Below are 20602 nucleotides of genomic sequence, written 5' to 3'. Positions count from 1 at the left end.
CATCCTGTCCCGCAGCGCAGCGACCAGAAAGGATCCGTGCGATGTCCGCCGACCCCGTGCACACCACCGGCGCGACCAGCCGCAGCACGTCCGCGACGATCCCGCCCTTCATCCTGCGCTACCTCATCGCGGTGACCGACGAGCTCGGTGCCGACCTGCGACCGGCGCTCGGCCGCGCCGGACTCGACGAGACGGTGCTGAGGTCGGTAGACCTGCGGGTGTCCTACCGGCAGGGCAGCGAGGTCATCCGCCGCGCCCTGGAGCTCACCGGGAGCGACCACCTCGGCCTGAGCGTGGGCGCGCGGCAACATCCGACGGCGTGGGGGCTGATGGGCTTCGCCCTCATGGCCGCGGACACCCTGCGGGACGCCGTCGAGACCGGGGTGCGCTTCCAGAACCTGTCCGGCGCGATGGTGGTGTGGTCCGCCGGACAGTCCCCGGCCGGCTACACGCTGTGGGCAGACCACCCGGATCCCGCGGTGGACACGGGTGTCGGCGCGTTCCTCGTCCAGGAGGCGTTCGCCAGCGTCGTCACGGTGACCCGGCTCGCGCTCGGCTCCGAGTTCCGCCCGCGGCACGTGGACTTCACCTTCCCCGCTCCGCCCGACACCACCCCGTACGCCGCTCTGTTCGGCTGCCCTGTCCGTTTCTCCGCTCCGCGCAACGGTGTGGTTTTCCCGGCCTCGTGGGTGCGCACCGAGATGCCCGGCCGCGACGCCGTCACCTTCGCCTCGCTGATGACGTTGCTGGAAGGCCAGCTGGCGTCCCGGCGCACCCGGCAGGACCTGCTGGAGGTGCTGGAGATCTCGATCGCGCAGAGCCTTCCGGACGTGCCGACGTTCGCCGAGCAGGCCCGCAGGCACGCGACGGGGGAACGCACCCTGCGCCGCCGCCTCGCCGAGTGCGGGACGACCTACGAGGCACTCGTCGACGGCGTGCGGCGGGAGCGGGTCGAACTGCTGCTGCGCCGGCCGGACGCGACGCTGACCGACATCGCCCGGCAGGCCGGCTTCTCCGACGTCCGCGCACTCCGGCGGGCGATCCGCCGCTGGCACGACATGACCGCGGTGGAGCTGCGCGGAGTCGTGCACGACAGCTGATCACCTCGTGCGGATCCAGACGGTCTTCTCCCTGGTCCACTGGTCGAACGCGGTGGTGGACTTCTCCGCGCCGCCGAACCCCGACTGCTTCCAGCCGCCGAACGGCGTGGTGATGTCGCCCTCGCTGTAGGAGTTGACGGAGACGACCCCCGCGTGGATCCCGCGCGCCAGCCGCCACGCGACGTCGAGGTCCCGCGTCCACACCGAGGCGGCGAGGCCGTAGTCGGTGGTGTTGGCGAGACCGATCGCTTCTTCTTCGGTCGCGAACGTCTGCACGCTGACCACCGGCCCGAACAGTTCGGTGGTGAGCAACGGGTGCCCGGCGGGAACGTCCGTGACCACGGTCGGCGGCAAGTAGGAGCCACGGGGGTGCAGGCCCACCGGCAGGTCCGGGGCGTACACCTGGGCGCCTGCCACGCGCGCGTCGTCCACCGCCTTCGCTACGCGGTCCACGGCGGCACCGTTGATCAGTGGCCCGATCCTCGTGTCCGCAGTGGAGGGATCGCCGATCGCCAACCCGCCGGCCGCGGTGACGAACCGTGCCAGCACCTCGTCGGCGATGTCCTGATGGACCAGGACGCGCGAACCCGCCGTGCAGTTCTGACCCGACGTGAGGAAAGCCGCCTCGATCATGTTGTCGATCAGGTCGTCGAACTCCAGCGCGTCGGGCATCAGCACCTGCGGGCTCTTGCCGCCCATCTCCAGCGACACGCGCTTGAAGTTCGTGAGCGCGGCCGTGGCGAGGATGTTGCGTCCTGTGGCCGTGGAGCCGGTGAACGACAACGCGCCCACCACCGGATCACGTGCGAGTGCCGAGCCCGCGACATCACCGAACCCCGGCAGCACGGTCAGCACGCCCTCCGGCAGTCCCGCCTCCCCGGCGAGACGGGCGAGGTGCAGCACCGAGCGCGGGGTCGCCTCCGCGGGCTTGAGCAGCAAGCAGTTTCCCGCCGCGAGGGCAGGACCGGTCTTCCACGCCGCCATGGCGAGCGGATAGTTCCACGGCAGGATCGCCGCCACCACGCCCACCGGCTCACGGGTGATCACGCCGAGGTGATCCGGCCCGGTGGGCGCGACCCTGCCGAACACCTTGTCCGCCGCCTCGGCGAACCAGCGCACCGACTCGATCGCGCCGGGCACGTCGCCGGTGCGGCACTCGGTGATCGGCTTGCCGGCGTCCTCGCAGTCCAGCCAGGCCAAGGTCTCGCTGTCGCGCTCCATCAGCTCGGCGAGCCGCAGCAGGACCGCGGCACGTTGTCTCGGCGGCCTCCGCGACCAGCCCTCCTGCGCCTTCGCCGCCTTCTTCACCGCTTCGGCCACGTCGGCCTCCGTCGCGGCGGGCAGCGCGGCGACCAGCTCACCGGTCGCCGGGTTGCGCACTTCCAGAACCGTTGTCACAACACCACCTCTTCGAAGCGGGCGGCCGGCTTGCCCTCGGTCGGCCAGCCCATCGCAGTCGCGATCTTCTTGACGTGCTTGACATACGCGCCGCTGTCGACGTAGCCGGTGTGCCGCGGTGACGCCACGAACTTCAGGCCCGCGCTCAAATCGGGCCGATCCTCGCGGATCAGGCGGGTGAACCGCTCCGGTCCATCTTGGACATAGGAAGCGATCAGCTGAGCCTGCAGGTCGAACAGCCGGTAGGCGCCCGAGTTGGTCTCGATGAACCCGACGCCGCAGAGCCCTTCGTGCTCACGGGAGAACACCGACAGGTAGAGATCCGGGTGCTGCTCGTCGCCGAAGTACCGCTGCGCCACCGGAACCCGGTGACGGTAGCCCGTCGCGAAGAGGATCAGGTCGAAGTCGTCCGAGGTCCCGTCGGCGAAGTGCACCGTCGTGCCGTCGGTGCGGGCGATGCCGGGTTTGGCGGTGATGTCGCCGTGCCGCAGGTGGTGCAGCAGCATCGAGTTGATGACCGGGTGCGTCTCGAACAGCCGGTGGTCGGGTTTGGGCAGGCCGAGCCGCACCGGGTTGCCCTCGACGATCCGCAGCAACGCGCCGAAGACCTTCTGCTCCAGCCACTTCGGCAGATGCGGGCCGCCGTCGGACAACGTGTCCACGGGGCGACCGAACAGGTGCTTGGGGATGAACCAGTAACCGCGCCGCATGCTGATCACCGCGTGGTCCGCCGCGCGCGCCGCGTCGCAGGCGATGTCGCAGCCCGAGTTGCCGGCGCCCACCACGAGCACCCGTTTGTTCCTCAGCTCACCGAGATCGCGGTAGTCCTTCGTGTGCCGGATCTCGCCGGTGAAGTTCCCCGGCAACTCGGGGATGTTCGGATGCCACTGGGAACCTGTGCACACCACCACCCGCGCATGCGTGGTGCTGCGCCCGTCGCCCCTCGTGACCGTCCAGGTGCCGTCGGCGTTCTTCTCGACATCGCGCACCTCCACCCCGAACTCGATGCGATCCGTGAGCCGGTACGCGTCGGCGAACGACCGCAGGTAGCCCAGCACCTGCCGGTGCGACGGGTAGTCCGGGAAGTGGTCCGGCATCGGGAAACCACCGAAGCCCGACTGCGTCCTGCTGGAGATGAAGTGGGCAGAGGAGTACATCGGGCTGCCCGGGTTGTCGATGTCCCAGATGCCACCCACCGCGCTGTGCCGCTCGAGGTGGGTGTACGGGAGATCCCGTTCCGCCAGTGCGCGGGCGACCGCGAGGCCGGCGGGGCCGGCTCCGATCACGCACGTGTCGTGGATGTCGTTCACGAGCTCCGCCTTTCTGCTGCGACTGTGCAACTCGACTTGTCCGCCGCGGTCGTCATCCGCAGCAACGGCAACGCGGCCACGACCACACCGACCGCGAACACCACCCCCAGCACTTCGGCGCCGGCGTTGTCCAGCACCAGGCTCACCACCAGTGGACCCGCACCGGTGCCCAGCGCCGACGCACCGCTGAGCGAGGCGACCAGGCGCCCCGACGGGTCGAGCACCGCGGCCGCGGCCACCATCTGCACGAGCACGGCGAGCTGACCCGCCTGCCACACCACCGCGGCCACCCCGAACAGCACCGGCTCCCCGGTGATCACGACCACGGCCAGCGAGATCGCCTCCACGACGACGAACACCACCATCGATCGCAGCCGCCCCAACCGGCGGGCCGCCGGTGTGCCCGCCGCCGCACCGGCCAGCGCCACGACGCTCGACACCGCGAGGATCACCGACACCGCGGTGACGTCCAGGCCGGTGTGCTCCCTGCCGAGCACGGAGGCGTAGGCCCACGTGCCCTGGGTGATCGTCCAGAGCAACGCGGTCCCGATCAGCAGCACGGCAGAGGGACGGCTCGTCCCGGTTTTCGTTGCCGCAGCAGGGTTCTCCGGCAACCTGCCCACCAGGAACCAGGCAGGCACGCAGCACGCCGTGAGCAGGAAGAACCCGGCTCCTGCCCACTGTTCACCCGCGAGCGGCACCGCCACGATCATGAGCGCGGCGATCACGACGGTGCCGGCCACCGCGATCGCGGACGCCCGGTCGGCGTCCTCCGCCGCCGCCAGCGCCGCCGTGGCTGCCGCGTACACGACGCCGAGTGCGCCGCCCAGCAATAAGTTCGTCAGCAGCAACGTCACGGGGTCGTCCGCCACCGCGACCCACAGCGCCGCGAACGCCGTCAGGACCAGGCCGAGCCGTGCCATCCGCGCCCTGCCCGGTTGCGAGGCACGACCAGCCAGCAGGAGTGTCACGACCGCGGTGGCGGTGAGCTGCGCCGCGCCGACCAGTCCCGCGCCCGCGCCGGTCACCCCGGCGCGGGACGAGAAGTCGTCGATGAACACCGGCATCACGTTCGTGCCCGCGCTGCCCATCGCGACCCCGGCGATCAACGCGACCGCCACGCGGAAGGACAACACCGGTCAGCCCGCCCAGACGTCTTCGACGTAGCGGTCCGACTGCTGCATCCCGGCGAGCCACAGGGCGGCCTGCCGCTGGTCGCCGCCGGTGTTCTTGCGGTAGAGGTCGAGGAACGCCTGACGCACCGCCGGTGCCATCCGGCGGCCGTCACCGCAGACGTAGACACGACCGCCGCGCTCCAGCAGCTCCCAGACCTCGTCGCCCTCGGCGGCGATGCGGTCCTGCACGAAGGTGACGCCGTTCGCCGGCGCCTGCGAGTACGCGGGGCGCATGCTCACCGCGCCCGCTTCCTGTGCCGCCTCCATCTCGGCGCGGTGCAGGTAGTCGACGTCCGGGTGGTCGCAACCGAAGTAGGACAACAGCGGACCGCGCTCGCCGGTGTGCATCCGGTCGAGCACCATGCCGCGGAACGGCGCGACACCCGTGCCCGCGCTGACGAGGATCACCGGAACCGACGGGTCGATCGGCAACCGGAACGCGTCGCCCGCGGCGAGCACCCTGGCCTGGATCACGTCGCCCGCGGTCACCGTCTGCAGGTAGTGCGAGGCGATGCCGTGGAACGTGCCGTCGCCACCGCGGTGCGGCGCGGACAGCAGCGACACCATCAGGTCCACCTCGCCCGGTGACGCGTGCGCCGAGGACGAGATCGAGTAGTGCCTGGCGCGCATCACCGGCAGCATTTCCAGGTAGCGCTCGAAGGGCAGCTCGCAGGCGCGGTACCGCTCCAGCAGGTCGAGCACGCTGTCGTGGCCGGCCTCGGTCGCGGCGAGCGGCGCGCGTTCCGGCGGGCACGCGGTGTGCTCCGCCAGCACGGCGATCTGCTCGGAGGTGGCCGGGTCCTGCAACTCGACGAGGTCGGTCAGCAGGCGCCGCAACGTCAGCGGGCGGTCGACCGGCAGGCTGTTGCGGCCGCGGCGGCGGGACTTGACCCGCACCGTGCGATCGAGGTCGAGCCCGAACCGGGTGGCGACGCGCCGCACCAGGTCGTCCGGGTTGTGCGGGAGGACCGCGAAGTGGTCGCCGGTGCGGTAGGTGACGCCGTCCGGCAGCCGCACGCGCAGGAACCGCTTCGACCGGCCGAGCGGGTGGTCCATGTCCACCAGCTCGTAGGCCTCCAGCACCTGCATCGGCTGAACACCGTGCCGTGCGGCGAGTTCTCCGGTGACGGACTCGGAGGCGTCCTCCAGCTCGTAGACCCCGGTGCTGGGCTCGTCCTCGACCACCGCGGCTTGAGTGGTGCCGTACCGCTCCAGCAGCGCGGCCCACAGGTCGGCGGTCCAGCGGTCGACCGTGCCGGCGAAGTCCCCGGCGGCATCCGCGGCACCGCGCTCCAGCAGCCGGACCGCGCCCGCCGCCGCCAGCCGTTCGTCGATCAGCTGCGGGACGCGCTGGTAGGTGGCGGCCCAGTTGCGGTCGCCGACACCCAGCACGGCGTAAGGAAGTCCTTGCAGCGAACCGGGTTCCAGCTCTTCGGTCCACGCCAGGAACTTCGCCGCGTCATCGGTGGGACGGCCGTTGTACGAGGCGGCCACGATCACCACCGGTCCGCCGTCCGCGGTGAGCTTGCCCGCCAGGTCGTTCAACGGCGCCACCGTCGTGGCGAACCCGCGCTCGTCGCCGTCGGCGGCGAGGTCCGCGGCGATGCCCGCGCAGGTGCCGAGGTTGGAGCCGTGCAGCAAGGCCAGCGCGGTACCTGCTGCACGGCTGACTGTGGTGGCTCCGACCGTGGTGTGGCCGGTGCTCACGGTGGCGGGATGGCGCCGCTCGCCGCCGGTGCGGCGGGCCAGGCGCAGCGAGAAGCCGTCCGGCTTGAGGGTCAGCGACTGCTTGATCTTGAGCTGGTAGTTGGTGTGGTCGATGAACCGATAGCGGTGCACCAGCAGCGCGAGCACCAGCGTGGCCTCGTGCAGCGCGAACTGGCGGCCGATGCAGGCGCGTTCACCGCTGCCGAACGGCTTGAACAGGTGCACCGGCCGGGTCTGCTCGCGTTCCGGTGCGAACCGCTCCGGGTCGAACAGCTCGACGTTGTCGCCCCAGGCCGGGTCACGGTGCAGCTGCGGGATCAGCACGAGCAGACCCTCGCCCTTGCGCACCGCGTACTTGCCCCCGATGACGGTGTCCTCCACCGGTTCGACGCCGTACACCGGAGCGGTCGGCCACAGGCGCAGGCTCTCGTTGAGCACCTGCCGGAGGTAGGTCAGCTTGCCGATGTCGCCAAACTCCGGCTCTGGTTCGGCGTCGCCCCACAGAGCGTCCACTTCGGACTGTGCCCGTGCCAGTGCCTCCGGGTGCTTGGTCAGGTAATGCAGCGCGAACGACAGCGCACCACTGGTCGTCTCGTGACCGGCGATGATGAACGTGATCGCCTGGTGGCGGATGTTCACGTCGTCCAGCGGCTCACCGGTCCGCTCGTCGTGGGTGTGCAGCATCCGGCCGAGCAAGTCGTCGGTGCCGGTGTCACCGGAGGCGCGGCGGCGGCGGATGACGTCGTCCACGAGATCCTGCATGCAGGCCAGATCCTCGCGGAACTGCTCGGCCTTGCCCCACTGGAACAGCCCGCTCCAAGGCAACGCCTCGCCTTTGGCCTGGGCGAAGTCGAGCGCCCGCGTCAGCGCCGTCACGAACGGGTGCGGCTCGGTGCGCGCGAACGACTCGAAGTCGTAGCCGAACCCGCACAGGCCGATCGTGTCGAACGTCAGCCGGGTCATGTCCTCGGCGACGTCGACGGCGTCCGCGGCGTTGTCCCACTTCTCGATCAACGTCCTGGCCACGTCGAGCATCGTCGAGTGGTAGCCGCGCATGGCGCCCAGCGAGAAGGCGGGCATCAGGACGTCGTGGGCCTTCTGCCAGTTCGGTTCGTCGTTGTAGGCGGTGAAGAGCCCGTCGCCGCCGATGTCGCGCAGCAGCACCAGATCGGGGTGCAGGTTCTTGCGGAACCGGGTCTCGTCCGACAGCTCGGTGACGAGGTCGAGCCCGGAGACGAAGTTGATCTCGCGGTCGAACACGCGCAGCTTGAACAGCGGTCCGAGCTCCTTGGCCTCAGCCATGACGTGCAGCAGACCGTCGACACCGCTGGGGACGTCGAGGGCGTGGCCGAGCAACGGCCAGGACGGGCGCTCGGGAATCGGTTCGATGGCGGGGACGTGCGTCATCGCAGGTGGTGCCTTTCGCGCTGTGGTGGTTCTGGTTCGTGGAGCTGCGACGGGGGTCAGCGCTCGTGCACGAGCTCCCAGTTGCCGCCGGTGCGGCGGGCGAGGTCGCGGCGCTCCAGATCCTCGAGGTAGCGGACCATGCCGGCGTCACCGCGCTTGCGGAAGAACGGAAGGATCTTCGGCAGCAGGTTCGGGACCAGCATCGCGAGCCGCGCGTTGAAGGACTCGCGCGGCCGGGCGTACGCCTCCAGCCGCGGCTTGTCGAGCATGCTGACCACGGCCGCCACGACATCGGACGGCTGCTGCGGCGGCTCCTGGAACTGCATCGAGTTGCCGCCCTCGACGGCCTCTCGCCGCAGCATCGGCGTGTCGGTCGCGGACGGCAGCACCGACCCGGCCAAGATGCCCTTCTCCCGCAGGTCGAGCCCGATCGACAGCATCGCGCCGCGCAGGCCGAACTTCGACGCGCAGTACACCGGCGTCTCGCCCTGCGGGAAGATGCCGGCGAGCGACACCGTGCTGATCACTCGCGGGTCGCGGGACTTCCACAGCAGCGGAATCGCGAGCCGCGTGGTGACGAGCGGCGACGTCATGTTGAGCGCGATCTCCCGCTCGATGCTGGGGATGTCCCGCTCGTCGAAGCGCTCGGTGCTCGTCATGCCGACGTTGTTGACGAGCACGTCGAGCCGGCCGTACTCCTGGCCGATCTGCTCGAAGAGCTGCTCGATCTGCTCCCAGTCCAGCAGGTCGCAGCTCACGCCGAGGTGGCCGCCGCCAGGCAGCTCGTCCGCGACCTTCTTCGCGCGGGCCTCGTCGATGTCGACGACGACGCACCTCGCCCCGGCGGAGGCGAACCGGTGACACATGGCGCTGCCGATGCCGCCCGCGCCTCCCGTGACGGCGATGACCTTGTCCCGGAAGTCGTAGCTCATGTCGGTGCTGCCCCTTCGTGACGGCTGTTCATCTCGTAGTCACGAAGCTATTGGCGCGCGCCTGGCCTGGAACTGGCCGCCGCGGCCACAGAGGGAACCGCAGCGGCCAGCGTCGTCCACTCAGGACACAGCTCGGCCGTTCACCACCAGAGCCACGTCGACGTTGCCGTGCGTGGCGTTGGAGTAGGGGCAGACCTGGTGCGCCGTCCTGACCAGGTCGACCGCCTGCTCACCGTCGAGCGACGGCAGTGCGACCCGCAACTCGACGCCGAGCTGGAAGCGTCCGCCGTCGATCGGGACGAGCGAGACCGAAGAGTCGACCTCCACGTCGTCCGCCTGCAGCTTCCCCCGCCGCCCGAGCAGGGCGATCGTGGTGCCGAAACAGGCGGCGTACCCGACGGCGAAGAGCTGCTCGGGGTTGGTGCCCTGACCGTCCCCGCCCATCTCCTTCGGTTGCCGCAGCTCCAGGTCGAGCTGTCCGTCGGACGTGCGCCCACGGCCGTTCCTGCCTCCGGCGACGTGCGCCTGGGCCGTGTAGAGCGCCTTCGTCATCCTGAACTCCCCTCAGTCGGTTACCTGAAATAGAACTTGGCACTTCAAAATCAGGAAGTCAACGCCTAAGGTTGTGCACGAACCAGGGGAGGCAATCGATGATCACGTTCGTGCTCGTTCACGGCGCCTGGCACGGCGCGTGGGCCTGGGACCGCGTGGTGCCGCTGCTGCACGCCGCCGGCGTGCGCACGCTCACACCCGACCTCAACACCCGCTCCGACCGCGGTCTCCACGACGACGCGGAGGCCGTCGTCGCCGCTGTCGACGAGGTCCGCGACGGCGAGGTCGTGCTGGTGGGGCACAGCTACGCGGGCCTGGTCGTCCGGCAGGCAGCCGACGTGCGGCCCGATGCGGTCGGCCACGTCGTCCTCGTCGACGGCTGGGCCGGGCCCGACGGCGCCAGTCTGCTCGGACTGGCCCCCGACTCGTTCGGGCAGGCCGTCCGCGCGGCCGCCGAGACGCGTGGGGACGGATGGCGAGTCCCGGCCCCACCACCGGCGGCGTTCGGCATCACCGGCGACGGGGACTGGCTGGCCGCACGCCTTCTCCCCCAGCCGTTGCGCACGTTCACCGAGCAGACCCGCCTGGGCGGTGGCGTCGACCGGATCGGTGGAACCGCCATCTGCTGCCGACCGCAGACCTATCCGTTCGAGAGCTTCGGCGAGGCCGTCGGATATCGGACGCTCACGCTGGACGGCCCGCACGACGTCATGCTCACCGACCCGGAACCGCTCGCCCGCCTGCTCCTGGCGGTCGTTCAAGAACGAGAAGCGCGGAGTTTAGGGTGAAGAAGTGGAACAGCGAACGTACAACCAGTACTGCGCCACGGCGCGCACCCTCGACCTCGTCGGCGAGCGCTGGACACTGCTGCTGATCCGCGAGCTGCTGACCGGTCCCAAGCGGTTCAGCGACCTCCAGGCGGGCCTGCGCGGGCTCGGCACCGGACTGCTCGCCGCCAGGCTGAAGCACCTGGAAAGGGAGGGGCTGGCCCGCAAGATCACGCTCCCGCCGCCCGCGCGCACGCCCGCGTACGCCCTCACCGAGGCCGGGGAGGAGCTCGGCCCGCCGATCCTGGGACTGGCGCGCTGGGGTCTCAAGTGGGCGATGGGTGAACCCCGCGAGACCGACACGTTCCACGCGGGCTGGGCGGTGCTCGGCCTGAAGGCCTGCTTCGACGCCGAAGCCGCGGCAGGACTGCGTGCGGTGTACGAGTTCCGCATCGACGACGAGGTCTTCCACGCCCGTGTCGACGACGGCACCGTCGAGGTGCTGCACGGTCCTGCGCAGCACCCCGACGCCACCGTCACGATCAGCGAAGCGGCGTTTCTCGACGTGACCAGCCGAGGCCTGAGCTTCGCCGAGGCGGTCAAGACCGGCGCCGCGTCGGCGTCGGGTGACCGCGGGGCGCTGCGCCGGCTGGCCGGACTCTTCCGGCTGCCCGCCCCGCGATCACGTGACATTACGGACTGACGCTGCCGGTGACCGCGCTGCCCGACTTGGTGAGGTAGTAGTTGACCTTGGTGCCGCTCCAGTAGTGGAACGTGAGCGTCACCCGCTGACCGTCCTTGACGTTGGCGAAGAACGCCGCCTTCAACTCGGTCAGGCGGTCGGTGTAGTCGGGCGCGAACGCCACGTCGTACTCCTTGAAGGACGTCCAGTCGTGCGGACCGGCGAACGTGCCGTCGTCGTACTTCGCCTCCATCGTGGCGAGCTGGTCGCCGCGGAAGTTCGTCGGGATCTTGAACTTGTCCGTCGTGCCGGTGACGTTGGACAGCACCGGCGCGTCGTAGGTGATGACGTAGAACCGCCACGGCACACCCTGGGAGAAGCGGGCTGTCAGCACCGCGTTGACTCCGTAGGTCCGCGTGCCGCTCAGCCTGGTCAGCGCCGAGGCGGTCAGGGTGAGCTGGTCGCCGTCGATCGTGTAGTCACGGCCGCGGGTCAGGGCGATGTTTCCGTTGTACAGACCGGAGAACGACGTGCCGTTGAGGTTGAGCTTGATCGTCCTGGCGGTGATCGGGCTCGGCTTCGCGGTGAACACCTGGTCGGTGTCGGCCGTGGCGGAGCGGGTCGTCCAGCTCGACTTGATGTGCGCGAAGAGCTCGGGGTCCTTCCACTGGAACATCGTGCGGTCGAAGTGCTGACCGTTGTCCCACAGCATGGTCGTGATCTTCTTGGTGCGGGCGTAGTAGCCGACGTACTCGAAGAACTTCAGCTTCTCGCCCTGCTCGATCGTGCCGGTGTGCCGGTCGAAGCCGAGCAGGCCGTACTCGCCCAGGATCACCGGGATGCCCCGCGCGACGAAGCTGTTGTACACGCGGTCGAACGAGTCGGTGTCGTACTTCTGGGCGGTGGCGTCGTAGCGGATGCCACCCGCGACGTTCGCGCTGAACGGCCAGTAGCCGTAGGAGTGCACGGTCGCGATCAGGTTGGGGTCGTTCCACCCGCGGATCTGCTCCACCAGCGGGTCGACGTACTCCTGCTCGGACGAGGTGTGCAGGGTCGGCAGGACGAGCAGGCGGGTGGCGTTGTTGCCGCCCGATCGGCGCACGATCTCGTGGAACGACGCGTTCAGCTCGGCGTTGAGCGCGATCTCCTGGGCCTTGCCCGTGCTCCCTGCGAACTGCGGCTCGTTCCAGCTCTCGAACGTCAGCTTGGGCCCGAACTCGGTGAACGCGCCCGCCAGCTGCGTCCACATCCTGTTGAACTTGCCGAGCACGCTGTCGTGCTCGGTCGGCATCTTCGACATCCACTGCCATGAGTCGTGGTGGATGTTGAGCATGACGTACAGGTCACGGGCCAACGCCCAGCGCACGACCTCCTTGACCCGCGCGAGGTACTCGGCCTCGATCGTGCCGTCCGCCGCCAGGTGCGCGCTCCACGTGACCGGGACGCGGACGCTCTTGAAGCCCTGCGCCTTCACGTTGTCCAGCAAGGCTTCCGTGACCCGCGGGTTGCCCCACGACGTCTCGTCGGGGCCCGTCGAGTCGAGCGTGTTGCCGAGGTTCCAGCCCGGCTGCATCGCCGCGGTGTGCTCCATCGCGGTGCGGCTCGGGCCGCCGTGGACGCACGTGACACCGTTGAGCGAGAAGGCCAGCGGTGCCGTGTTGGCCTGCGACCAGGTGCCCGCGAAGCCGAACTTCACCGTCGCGTTCGACGCGATCTTCGCGTTGTGACCGGTGTTCGTGGCGGTGACCTGGTCGTCGGACTCGGTGATCCGCGCGTTCCAGGCGGCGCCTGCCTGCTGGCCGGACGGCCAGTCCCAGGTCAGCTTCCACCCGTCGACGCCCGCACCGAGGTTGGTGACGGCGACGTCGGCCTTGAAGCCACCCTCCCACTGCCCGCTCACGGTGTAGGTGACCTTGCAGCCGGCCTCCGCCGCGACGGCCTCGGTCACCGCTGTCAGGCTTCCGGCGAACATCGCGGCCGCGGCCACGACCGCACCGAGTGATCTGTACATGAAGCGCCCCACAATCTCAGCCGAGCGGTTCGTAGTCGAACCAGTCGAAGTGGACGGTGCCGGTCGCGGCGTACATGCCGATGACCCGGCCGGTGAAGCCGCCGGCGACCTCGGTCGAGAGGTACCGGCCGTCGAGAGCGGCGAGCACGGTGAACGTGCCGTCCGGTTCCTCGACGCCAAGGGAAACGGTGTCCGGGCCGGAACGCGCGTCGCGCAGTTCCCTGGCCTCGTCGATCTGAACGCCGAGCACCAGCGGCCCGGAGGGTGCCGGCCGTGACGCCACCACTGTCCGCAATGGACCGATGCGGGCGAGGACCCGCACCTCTCCCGACGTCGCCTCGATCTCGTAGTGGTGTTCCTCGTCGAACCGCACCGCGAGGCCACCACTGCCATCGGCGGGGTCGATCAACGTCCGGGCGCGGCACGACAGGTGCTGCTGGCGCCGGCCCGCGAACACGACGCCGGGATCGTCCAGATCGGCGCCGCGACCGTGCAGGGTGAGCCACCCCGCACGGTCCTTGGTCGTGTAGTGCGCTTCCGGACGGTCGCGCGGGGACACCCAGAGCGGCCGCAGCTCGCTGTGGTCGAAGTCGTCCCTGCCCGGCTCAACCGCGGCCGGGTCCAACGGCCACGGCGGCGTCGATCCGACCTGACCGACCACCGGCCAGCCGTCGACCCAGCTCACCGGTGCCAGGAAGGTCTCCCTGCCGAGCACGTGCCAGCCGGGTGTCCCGCCGCCGGGCCGCACGCCGAGCAGCACCATCCACCACGAACCGTCGGGGCCCTGCACCAGATCCGCGTGGCCGGTGTTCTGCACCGGTTCGTCGGTGCCGCGGTGGGACAGGATCGGGTTGGCCGGACACGGTTCGAACGGGCCATTGGGCGACGAACCACGCGCGATCGACACGCCGTGACCGCGTTCGGTGCCGCCCTCGGCGATCAGCAGGTACCAGTGGTCGCCGATCCGGTACAGGTGCGGTGCCTCCGGGGCCTTGGCACCCGGTGTGCCGGACCAGAGTCGTTGCGGCTCACCGAAGCTCTCACCGGTGGCCGGGTCGATGCGGTACTGCGACACCCCGGCGACGGTGCACCAGCAGTTGCCGTCGTCGTCCCAGGCGAGGTCCGGGTCGATGCCGCCGACCTCCGGCAGCATCACCGGGTCGGACCACGGGCCGGCGGGGTCGGTGGCGGTGAAGACCATGTTGCCACCGCCGTGGCTCACGCTCGTGACGATCAGCCAGAACCGGCCGTCGCGGTGGCGCAGCGTCGGCGCGTAGATCCCGGCCGACGACGGGGTTTCCGCGGTCAGCCGCAGCTGGCTCGTCCGGTCCAGCGCGTTGCCGATCTGCGTCCAGTGCACCAGGTCCCTGCTGTGGAACACCGGGATGCCCGGGAAGTACTCGAAGCTGGAACACACGAGGTAGTAGTCCTCCCCGACCCGGCACACGCTCGGGTCGGGGTGCATTCCTGGGATCACCGGGGTCGTCACCGGTCAGCTCCTCTGGTCGTGAGTCGGTACACCACGGCGGAAGGCGCGGCGGGAAGCGTCACCGTGAGTTCCGCGGTGTCCATGCGCCACCAGGCGGTCGCGGCGCTGTCCGCCGGGTAGAGCACCTGGAGGTCCACATCGGACAGATGCGGCAACCGCACCACCACGGTGTCCTCACCACCGGGACGGCGCCAGACGGTGAGGTAGGTCGTGGACGAGGTGCACAGGGCCAGCGCGATCCACGGGTCCTCCCAGCCGGGCAGACCCAGTGGCCAGAACGGCACCGCCCGCGGCAGGTCCGCGCGGATGGACTTGTACACCGCGACGGCCTCGTGCACGAGAGCGCGTGCTTCCGGTGCTAGATCTGGGATGTTCCCGGACAGGTGGATCCGGCCGAGCAACGCGTTCGCCATCGTGACGGCGACCTCGTCGAGCGAGTGCTCCGGTAGCGGGTAGGACCAGACCGCGCCCTGCTCCGGCGTGATCGCGGTCGGCGAGGAGGCCGCGATGGGCACATAGCGGTCCAGGTTCTGCTGGTCGCTGGTCGACTGCAGCTGCAGCCGCGACAGCGACGCGTGGTCGATGCGCATGCCGCCGGAGGCGCAGTTCTCCACGACCAGGTCCGGGTAGCGGTCCAGCACGCCGTCGAGCCAGTCGAGGTGGGCGCGGTTGTGGCCGAGCAGTCCGTCGGCAGGACTCTCCGAACCGGTGCTGGTGCCGGAACCGGGGTTGATGTTGTAGTCCAGCTTCAGGTAGCCGACACCCCAGTCCCCGACCAGGCGGTCCACCACCTCGTCCAGGTGGGCGCGGGCCGCCGGGTGGCGCAGGTCCAGCTGGTGCCGCCCGCAGTCGGAGACCCGCACGCCGTCACGGCGGAAGAACGCCTCGTCCGGCAGACTCCGCGCGAGCGGGCTGTCGACGCCGATGACCTCGGGCTCCAGCCACAGACCGGGAACCATGCCGCGCTCCCGGATGCGCGTCAGCACGTCTGGCAGACCGCCGGGAAAACGGCTGCGGGACGGCTGCCACGCACCGACGGTGCCCCACCAGCTCTCGCCCTCCTCGGCGTACCAGCCGGCGTCGATGACGAAGTACTCGGCGCCCGCGTCCGCCGCGGCATCGATCAACGGCAGCAGCTTCGCCGTGGTGGGATCACCCATCAGGCAGTTCATGTAGTCGTTGAAGATGACCGGCAGGCCCTCGTGGTCGGGGTGCGGCCTGCGGGTGGCGCGGCGGTAGCGGGTCAGCGCCGCGAACGCGCCGTCCGGCCCGCCCTCCGCGCTGAAGGCCAGCGCGACGGGCACGGTGCGGAACTCCTCACCCGGTGCCAGCACGCGGTTCCAGCCGTGCTGGAGGTCCACCGGCCCGGACAGCGCCACGTAGCCCGTGCCGTCGAGCTCACCGCACTCCCAGCTCCAGCCACCGCCGTTGTGCTCGATCTGCCACACCCACGACTCACCCGTCGCACTGTCCGTGAGACCGCCCATCGGCAGGTGGCCGCAACTGGACCACACTCCTCGGCCCGCGACGGTGAACGCGCTCTTGTGCCGGTAGTCGGCGAGCCGTCCGTTCCGGTCCGGCGACGAGAGGCGCACCGGCTGACGCCGCCATCGGCATTCGGCGTTCCAGTCGTTCTCCGCCCACAGCACGTCGGCACCTGCCGGGAGACCGCCCGTCACGAGGGACGTGACCGACTCCAGCCGCAGCGGAGCACTCCCCTCGTTGCGCACGACGACCTCGCCGCGCACCACGGGAACGCCGTCGGGCGACCGGTAGGTCACCTCGGCGGTCAGGCCGCTGTCCTCGTCGTGCAGCTCGATGACGAGCACCTGAAAGTCCTTTTCGGACAGTTCCCGGTGCGTCCGGTACCGCAGCCCCGCGCCGATCACCGTGTCGACGAGGCGGTTGCTGGACCAGTGGCGGCCGTGGTTCGCGGCGGTGACCTCCACCAGCGGCAACGACGAGCCGCGGCGGCGGACCTTGCCGTCGGTGACGTCGAACTCCCAGGTGAGGCCCTCGTGACCCCATCGAATCGTTGTCACAGCGACCTTTCCTCTCGCAGCACGACACACCCACCGGCCGGCACTTCCCGCACCGGCCCACCGGTCAGCAGGTCGTGCGCGGCCGACGGCAGCGACACGGGTTCGTCGAGGTGGTTGAGCACGAAGTGCCAGCGCCGCCCGTCCTCGGCCTGGCGCGTGACCGCTTCGACGCCGGGCGGAAGTCCCGGCAGCACCGGTTCGACGCCGGCGGAATCCAGCAACCGGGCGACCAGTGCGCGGTAGTCGGCGTCATCGAGCCGGGTGGACAGGTACCAGCCGTGGCCCTCGCCGAAGTCGTGCCGGGTGAGCGCGGGCGAACCGGCGAGCATGCCGTGGGTGTAGGTGGCGACCGTCTCGGCACCCTGCGCCCGCACCGACTCGCTCCAGACCGTGCCGTGCGAGCCGTCGGAGAGGGTGATCCGCTCGTCGGGCGGCAGTGGCCGGTGCTCCTCGACCCTGATGCCCAGCGCCTCCCGCAGCGGTGCGGCCGGATAACCACCGAGCCGGGCATGCACGCGGTCGTCGACGACCCCGCCGAAGTGCTGGAAGAGCAACGTGCCACCGGCGGCGACATAGCGGCGCAGGTTGTCCGCGCCGGTGTCGGAGAGCAGGAACAGCGCCGGGGCGAGCACGAGCCGGAAGCGGCTCAGGTCCTCTTCCGGATGTGCGAAGTCCACGACCACGCCGGCGTCCCACAACGCGCGGTGGGCGCCGCTCAGGGCGGAGTGGTAGTCGAGCTCGGGCGAGGGCAGGCCGTCCGAGTTCGACGCCCACCACGCGTCGGAGTCGTGCAGCACGGCCACCTGTGCCGTGCTGACGGTCGATCCCGCCAGTTCGGCGAGCCGACCGACAGCCGCACCGGTCTGGGTCACCTCACCGAAGATGCGGCTGTCCGGGCCGGCGTGCGGGACCATCGCCGAGTGCCACTGCTCGGCGCCCGCCTTGGACTGGCGCCACTGGAAGAACAACGCCCCTTCGGAACCGCGCGCGATGTGGCCCAGGGACTGCCGCAGGATCTCGCCGGGCTCCCTCGCCAGCGTCCGGCCCTGGTGGTAGACGGTGTTGGTGCCCTGTTCCATCAGCAGCCACGGCTTGCCGCCGGCGAACGAACGGGCGCGGTCGGCGGTGAAGGCGGCCTCCGCGGCCGCGTCCAGACCTGGTGTGGAGGGGTAGAAGTCGACGGAGACCAGGTCGACCGCGCGGCCCATCGCCCAGAGGTCGATGTTCTGGTAGCCGGGCAGCATCATGTTCGTGGTCACCGGCCGGTCGCTGTGCGCACGGATCGCGTCCCGCTGCTCGCGGTAGGCGGCGATCACCTCGTCGGAGCAGAACCGGCTGAAGTCCAGCGTGAGACCGGGGTTGCGGTGCCACTGGGTGGCGCGCGGAGGCAGGATCTGCTCCCAGCTGCCGTACCGCTGGCTCCAGAACGCCGTTCCCCACGAGGAGTTGAGCGCGTCCAGCGAGCCGTACCGCGCCCGCAGCCAGACCCGGAACGCGGCGGCGGTGTGGTCGCACCAGCACAACGTCACATACTCGTTGTGCACGTGCCACAACGCCACCGCCGGGTGGTCGCCGTAGCGTTCCGCGAGCGCGGAGGCGATGCGCCGGGCCGCGGCACGGTAAGCGGGAGCGCTGATGCAGTAGGTGTCGCGGCTGCCGTGCACCAGCCTGGTGCCGTGCGGGGTGACGGGCATGGCGTCCGGGTGAGCGAGCGTGAACCACGGCGGTGGCGACGCGGTCGGCGTCGCCAGGTCGACGTGCACACCGTTGGCGTGCAGGCGATCCAGGTGGCTATCGAGCCACGCGAAGTCGTAGCGGCCTTCTTCCGGTTCCAGCAACGCCCAGGAGAACACGCCGACCGTGGCCAGGTTGACCCCGGCCTGACGCATCAGCTCGTCGTCCTCCTTCCACACCTGCTCGTCCCACTGCTCGGGGTTGTAGTCGCCGCCGAAAGCGAGTCCGCCCAACCGTTTCGTGATCACGCGTCCTCCCGGACGGGCAGGCTCGCGCCGTCACGGAGGAACAGCGGGATGCGTTCGATCGGGGCCGCGACGGTGACCGTCCGCCCGCCCTCGTGTTCCTCTCCGGTCCACGCGTCCGTCCACTGTGCACCGGAGGGCAGGTACACCTCGCGTTCGCGGGCACCCGCCTCGGTGATCGGAGCGACGAGCAGGTCAGGACCGAGCAGGAAGGCGTCCTCGACCTGCCACGCCGCGGAATCGCCGGGGAACTCCAGGAACACCGGCCGCATCGGCGGTACACCGGTCTCGGAGGCCGTGCGCATCTGCTCCATCACGTAGGGCCGCAGGCGTTCCCGCAGGCGGATGTGCTCGGCGAGGATCTCGTAGGCCTCGTCGCCGTAGGACCAGACCTCATTGGCCAGACCGGTCATGGCGGGCTCCAGCACCTGCTCGTCGCCGCGGAAGCCGTGCAGGCGGAACAACGGACAGAAAGTGCCGTACTGGAACCAGCGCACGAGAACCTCGCGGTAGGCGGGGTCGTCGGGGTCGCCGCCGTGGAAACCACCGATGTCCGTTGTCCACCAGGGAATTCCGGACATCATCACGTTCAGGCCGGCCTTGATCTGGGTGCGCAACGACGAGAAGTCGGTGGCGATGTCACCGGACCACAGCGCGGCGCCGTACCGCTGCGCGCCCGCCCACGACGACCGGTTGAGCGAGATGATCTCGGTCTCCCCCACGGCGCGCAGTCCGTCGTGGACGGTGCGGGCGTTCTCCCGCGGGTAGAGGTTGCCGATCTCCAGACCGGGACCGGCGTGGTAGCGCAGGTTGTACTGGTGACCGGGCTTGAGCTCGGGTTCACCGGCGTCCAGCCAGAACACCTTGATCCCGAGCTCGTGGTACCCGCGCCGGATGCGCTCCCAGACGTACTCGCGCGCCTCGGGGTTGGTGGCGTCGTAGAAGGCGACCTGGGCGGAGTAGGCGCCGAGCCCCTTGTCCGGCCAGTCGGCGTGTGCCATCGGCCCGAACTCGGTGCCGATGAAGAAACCCTGATCGAGCATGGCGTGGTAGTTCTCGCTGGCCGGACTCACCGACGGCCAGACCGAGACCATCAGCTTGACGCCCATCTCGTCGAGCTCACGCACCATGGCGGCCGGGTCGGGCCACTCGGCGGGGTCGAACTTCCACTCGCCGAGGTGCGTCCAGTGGAAGAAGTCGCAGACGATCACGGACAACGGCAGCCCGCGCCGCCGGTACTCGCGCGCGACCTCCAGAAGTTCCTCCTGGGTGCGGTAGCGCAGCTTGCACTGCCAGAAACCCGACGCCCACTCGGGAAGCTCCGGCGCGTGCCCGGTCGCGTCGGCGTAACCGCGCAGCACGTCGGCGGGTTCACCAGCGGTGAACCAGTAGTCGATCTGGCGGGCGCTGTCGGCGACCCAGCGCGTGCCGGTCTCGGCCAGCTCCACCCGGCCGATGGCCGGCGAGTTCCACAGCAGGCCGTAGCCGCGGTCGGAGATCAGCAGCGGGATGGTGACCTCGGCGTTGCGCTGGACGAGGTCGATGACCGCGCCCTTCTGGTTCAGCATGCCGTGCGTGTGCTGGCCCAGGCCGTAGAGCCGTTCCCCTTCGTAGGCCCGGAAACGCTGCTCGAGCCGGTGGTGGCCGTTGCCCGTCGCGGTCGCGAGGCGCGAGCCCGGCCACCAGAAGTGCGCGGGCTGCTCGGCCAGCAGCTCGGTGCCGTCCTCGGTGCGCAGGAACGTCAGACTGCCAGCGGACGCGCCGAGTTCCGGCGTCAGCTGCCCCTCGGTGTGCGCGTCGATCCGGACGGTCAGCTTGCCGTTGACCAGCGTCGCGTGGTGCTCGGCGATCTTGATCTCGGCGGCTCCGCCGCCCGGTGGCACGTCGAGCAACGCACCCGGCAGATCCTCGAGCAACGGCCCGCCCGGTGTCGCTCTGACCCGGACGGCGTCCGGGCCCCACGGCTCGACGCGCAGGGTCTCGCCCTTGGCACGCCATTCGAGTGCGTTGCCGAGGTCTCGGAAGTACGTGGGCATGCTGCCGCTCCTCGC

The 20602-nt window shown here is 70.2% G+C and carries 14 protein-coding genes; 3 read left to right on the top strand and 11 right to left on the bottom strand.

The window, feature by feature from the left end; translation table 11 throughout:
- Positions 1-41: 41 nt before the first annotated feature.
- The gene (locus JOD27_RS40005) at positions 42-1100 is read left to right on the top strand and encodes an AraC family transcriptional regulator (RefSeq protein ID WP_204767578.1); all 1059 of its coding nucleotides are present in this window, start codon (positions 42-44) and stop codon (positions 1098-1100) included.
- Here the strand turns inward: JOD27_RS40005 and JOD27_RS40000 are convergent, their stop codons facing one another.
- The 6 genes from JOD27_RS40000 to JOD27_RS39975 form a co-directional block, all read right to left on the bottom strand.
- The gene (locus JOD27_RS40000) at positions 1101-2498 is read right to left on the bottom strand and encodes an aldehyde dehydrogenase family protein (RefSeq protein ID WP_204767577.1); all 1398 of its coding nucleotides are present in this window, start codon (positions 2496-2498) and stop codon (positions 1101-1103) included.
- The gene (locus JOD27_RS39995; protein ID WP_204767576.1) at positions 2495-3808 is read right to left on the bottom strand and encodes a flavin-containing monooxygenase; all 1314 of its coding nucleotides are present in this window, start codon (positions 3806-3808) and stop codon (positions 2495-2497) included. Before JOD27_RS39995 ends, JOD27_RS40000 begins: the two co-directional genes overlap by 4 nt.
- Positions 3805-4929, bottom strand: coding sequence for an MFS transporter (locus JOD27_RS39990; protein ID WP_204767575.1), 1125 nt, complete (start codon positions 4927-4929; stop codon positions 3805-3807). The genes JOD27_RS39995 and JOD27_RS39990 overlap by 4 nt, the downstream gene beginning before the upstream one ends.
- An 18-nt stretch (positions 4930-4947) precedes the next feature.
- Positions 4948-8097 carry a bifunctional cytochrome P450/NADPH--P450 reductase gene (locus JOD27_RS39985; protein ID WP_204767574.1) on the bottom strand — a complete coding sequence of 1050 codons (3150 nt, stop codon included), beginning with the start codon at positions 8095-8097 and terminating at the stop codon, positions 4948-4950.
- Between the two features lie 56 nt (positions 8098-8153).
- The gene (locus JOD27_RS39980) at positions 8154-9029 is read right to left on the bottom strand and encodes an SDR family NAD(P)-dependent oxidoreductase (protein WP_204767573.1); all 876 of its coding nucleotides are present in this window, start codon (positions 9027-9029) and stop codon (positions 8154-8156) included.
- A 120-nt stretch (positions 9030-9149) separates the two neighbouring features.
- Entirely contained in the window at positions 9150-9581 is a 432-nt protein-coding gene (locus tag JOD27_RS39975) for an organic hydroperoxide resistance protein (RefSeq protein ID WP_204767572.1), read from the bottom strand.
- A gap of 98 nt (positions 9582-9679) precedes the next feature.
- On the opposite strand from JOD27_RS39975, the gene JOD27_RS39970 reads away from it, so the two are divergent.
- Complete coding sequence (locus JOD27_RS39970) at positions 9680-10369, top strand: alpha/beta fold hydrolase (RefSeq protein WP_204767571.1); 690 nt, start codon at positions 9680-9682, stop codon at positions 10367-10369.
- Between the two features lie 4 nt (positions 10370-10373).
- On the top strand, positions 10374-11051 hold the full coding sequence (locus JOD27_RS47020; protein ID WP_204767570.1) for a winged helix-turn-helix transcriptional regulator: 678 nt from the start codon (positions 10374-10376) through the stop codon (positions 11049-11051).
- On the opposite strand, the gene JOD27_RS39960 is transcribed toward JOD27_RS47020, so the two are convergent.
- The 5 genes from JOD27_RS39960 to JOD27_RS39940 are packed head-to-tail and all read right to left on the bottom strand — an operon-like array spanning position 11041 to position 20587.
- Entirely contained in the window at positions 11041-13041 is a 2001-nt protein-coding gene (locus tag JOD27_RS39960) for a cellulase family glycosylhydrolase (RefSeq protein WP_204767569.1), read from the bottom strand. The genes JOD27_RS47020 and JOD27_RS39960 overlap by 11 nt on opposite strands.
- A gap of 16 nt (positions 13042-13057) precedes the next feature.
- Entirely contained in the window at positions 13058-14530 is a 1473-nt protein-coding gene (locus JOD27_RS47015; RefSeq protein ID WP_204767568.1) for a glycoside hydrolase family 43 protein, read from the bottom strand.
- On the bottom strand, positions 14527-16572 hold the full coding sequence (locus tag JOD27_RS39950; protein WP_204767567.1) for a glycoside hydrolase family 36 protein: 2046 nt from the start codon (positions 16570-16572) through the stop codon (positions 14527-14529). The genes JOD27_RS47015 and JOD27_RS39950 overlap by 4 nt, the downstream gene beginning before the upstream one ends.
- Positions 16569-18554, bottom strand: coding sequence for a beta-galactosidase (locus JOD27_RS39945; protein WP_307830602.1), 1986 nt, complete (start codon positions 18552-18554; stop codon positions 16569-16571). Before JOD27_RS39945 ends, JOD27_RS39950 begins: the two co-directional genes overlap by 4 nt.
- A complete protein-coding gene (locus tag JOD27_RS39940; protein ID WP_204767566.1) occupies positions 18551-20587 on the bottom strand; it encodes a glycoside hydrolase family 31 protein in 2037 nt (678 codons plus the stop codon). Before JOD27_RS39940 ends, JOD27_RS39945 begins: the two co-directional genes overlap by 4 nt.
- Positions 20588-20602: the final 15 nt, after the last annotated feature.

It is taken from the genome of Lentzea nigeriaca (assembly GCF_016907955.1).
Taxonomy (GTDB): Bacteria; Actinomycetota; Actinomycetes; order Mycobacteriales; family Pseudonocardiaceae; genus Lentzea; species Lentzea nigeriaca.
Note: the sequence above shows the minus strand (reverse complement) of the source record. Positions and strands in the feature narration are given on the sequence as shown.

What these genes read in the sequence shown, in the direction of transcription:
- JOD27_RS40005 (WP_204767578.1), top strand. Translation starts at nt 42, where the DNA reads ATGTCCGCCGACCCCGTGCACACCACCGGCGCGACCAGCCGCAGCACG.
- JOD27_RS39985 (WP_204767574.1), bottom strand. Translation starts at nt 8,097, where the DNA reads ATGACGCACGTCCCCGCCATCGAACCGATTCCCGAGCGCCCGTCCTGG.
- JOD27_RS39980 (WP_204767573.1), bottom strand. Translation starts at nt 9,029, where the DNA reads ATGAGCTACGACTTCCGGGACAAGGTCATCGCCGTCACGGGAGGCGCG.
- JOD27_RS39975 (WP_204767572.1), bottom strand. Translation starts at nt 9,581, where the DNA reads ATGACGAAGGCGCTCTACACGGCCCAGGCGCACGTCGCCGGAGGCAGG.
- JOD27_RS39970 (WP_204767571.1), top strand. Translation starts at nt 9,680, where the DNA reads ATGATCACGTTCGTGCTCGTTCACGGCGCCTGGCACGGCGCGTGGGCC.
- JOD27_RS39960 (WP_204767569.1), bottom strand. Translation starts at nt 13,041, where the DNA reads ATGTACAGATCACTCGGTGCGGTCGTGGCCGCGGCCGCGATGTTCGCC.
- JOD27_RS39940 (WP_204767566.1), bottom strand. Translation starts at nt 20,587, where the DNA reads ATGCCCACGTACTTCCGAGACCTCGGCAACGCACTCGAATGGCGTGCC.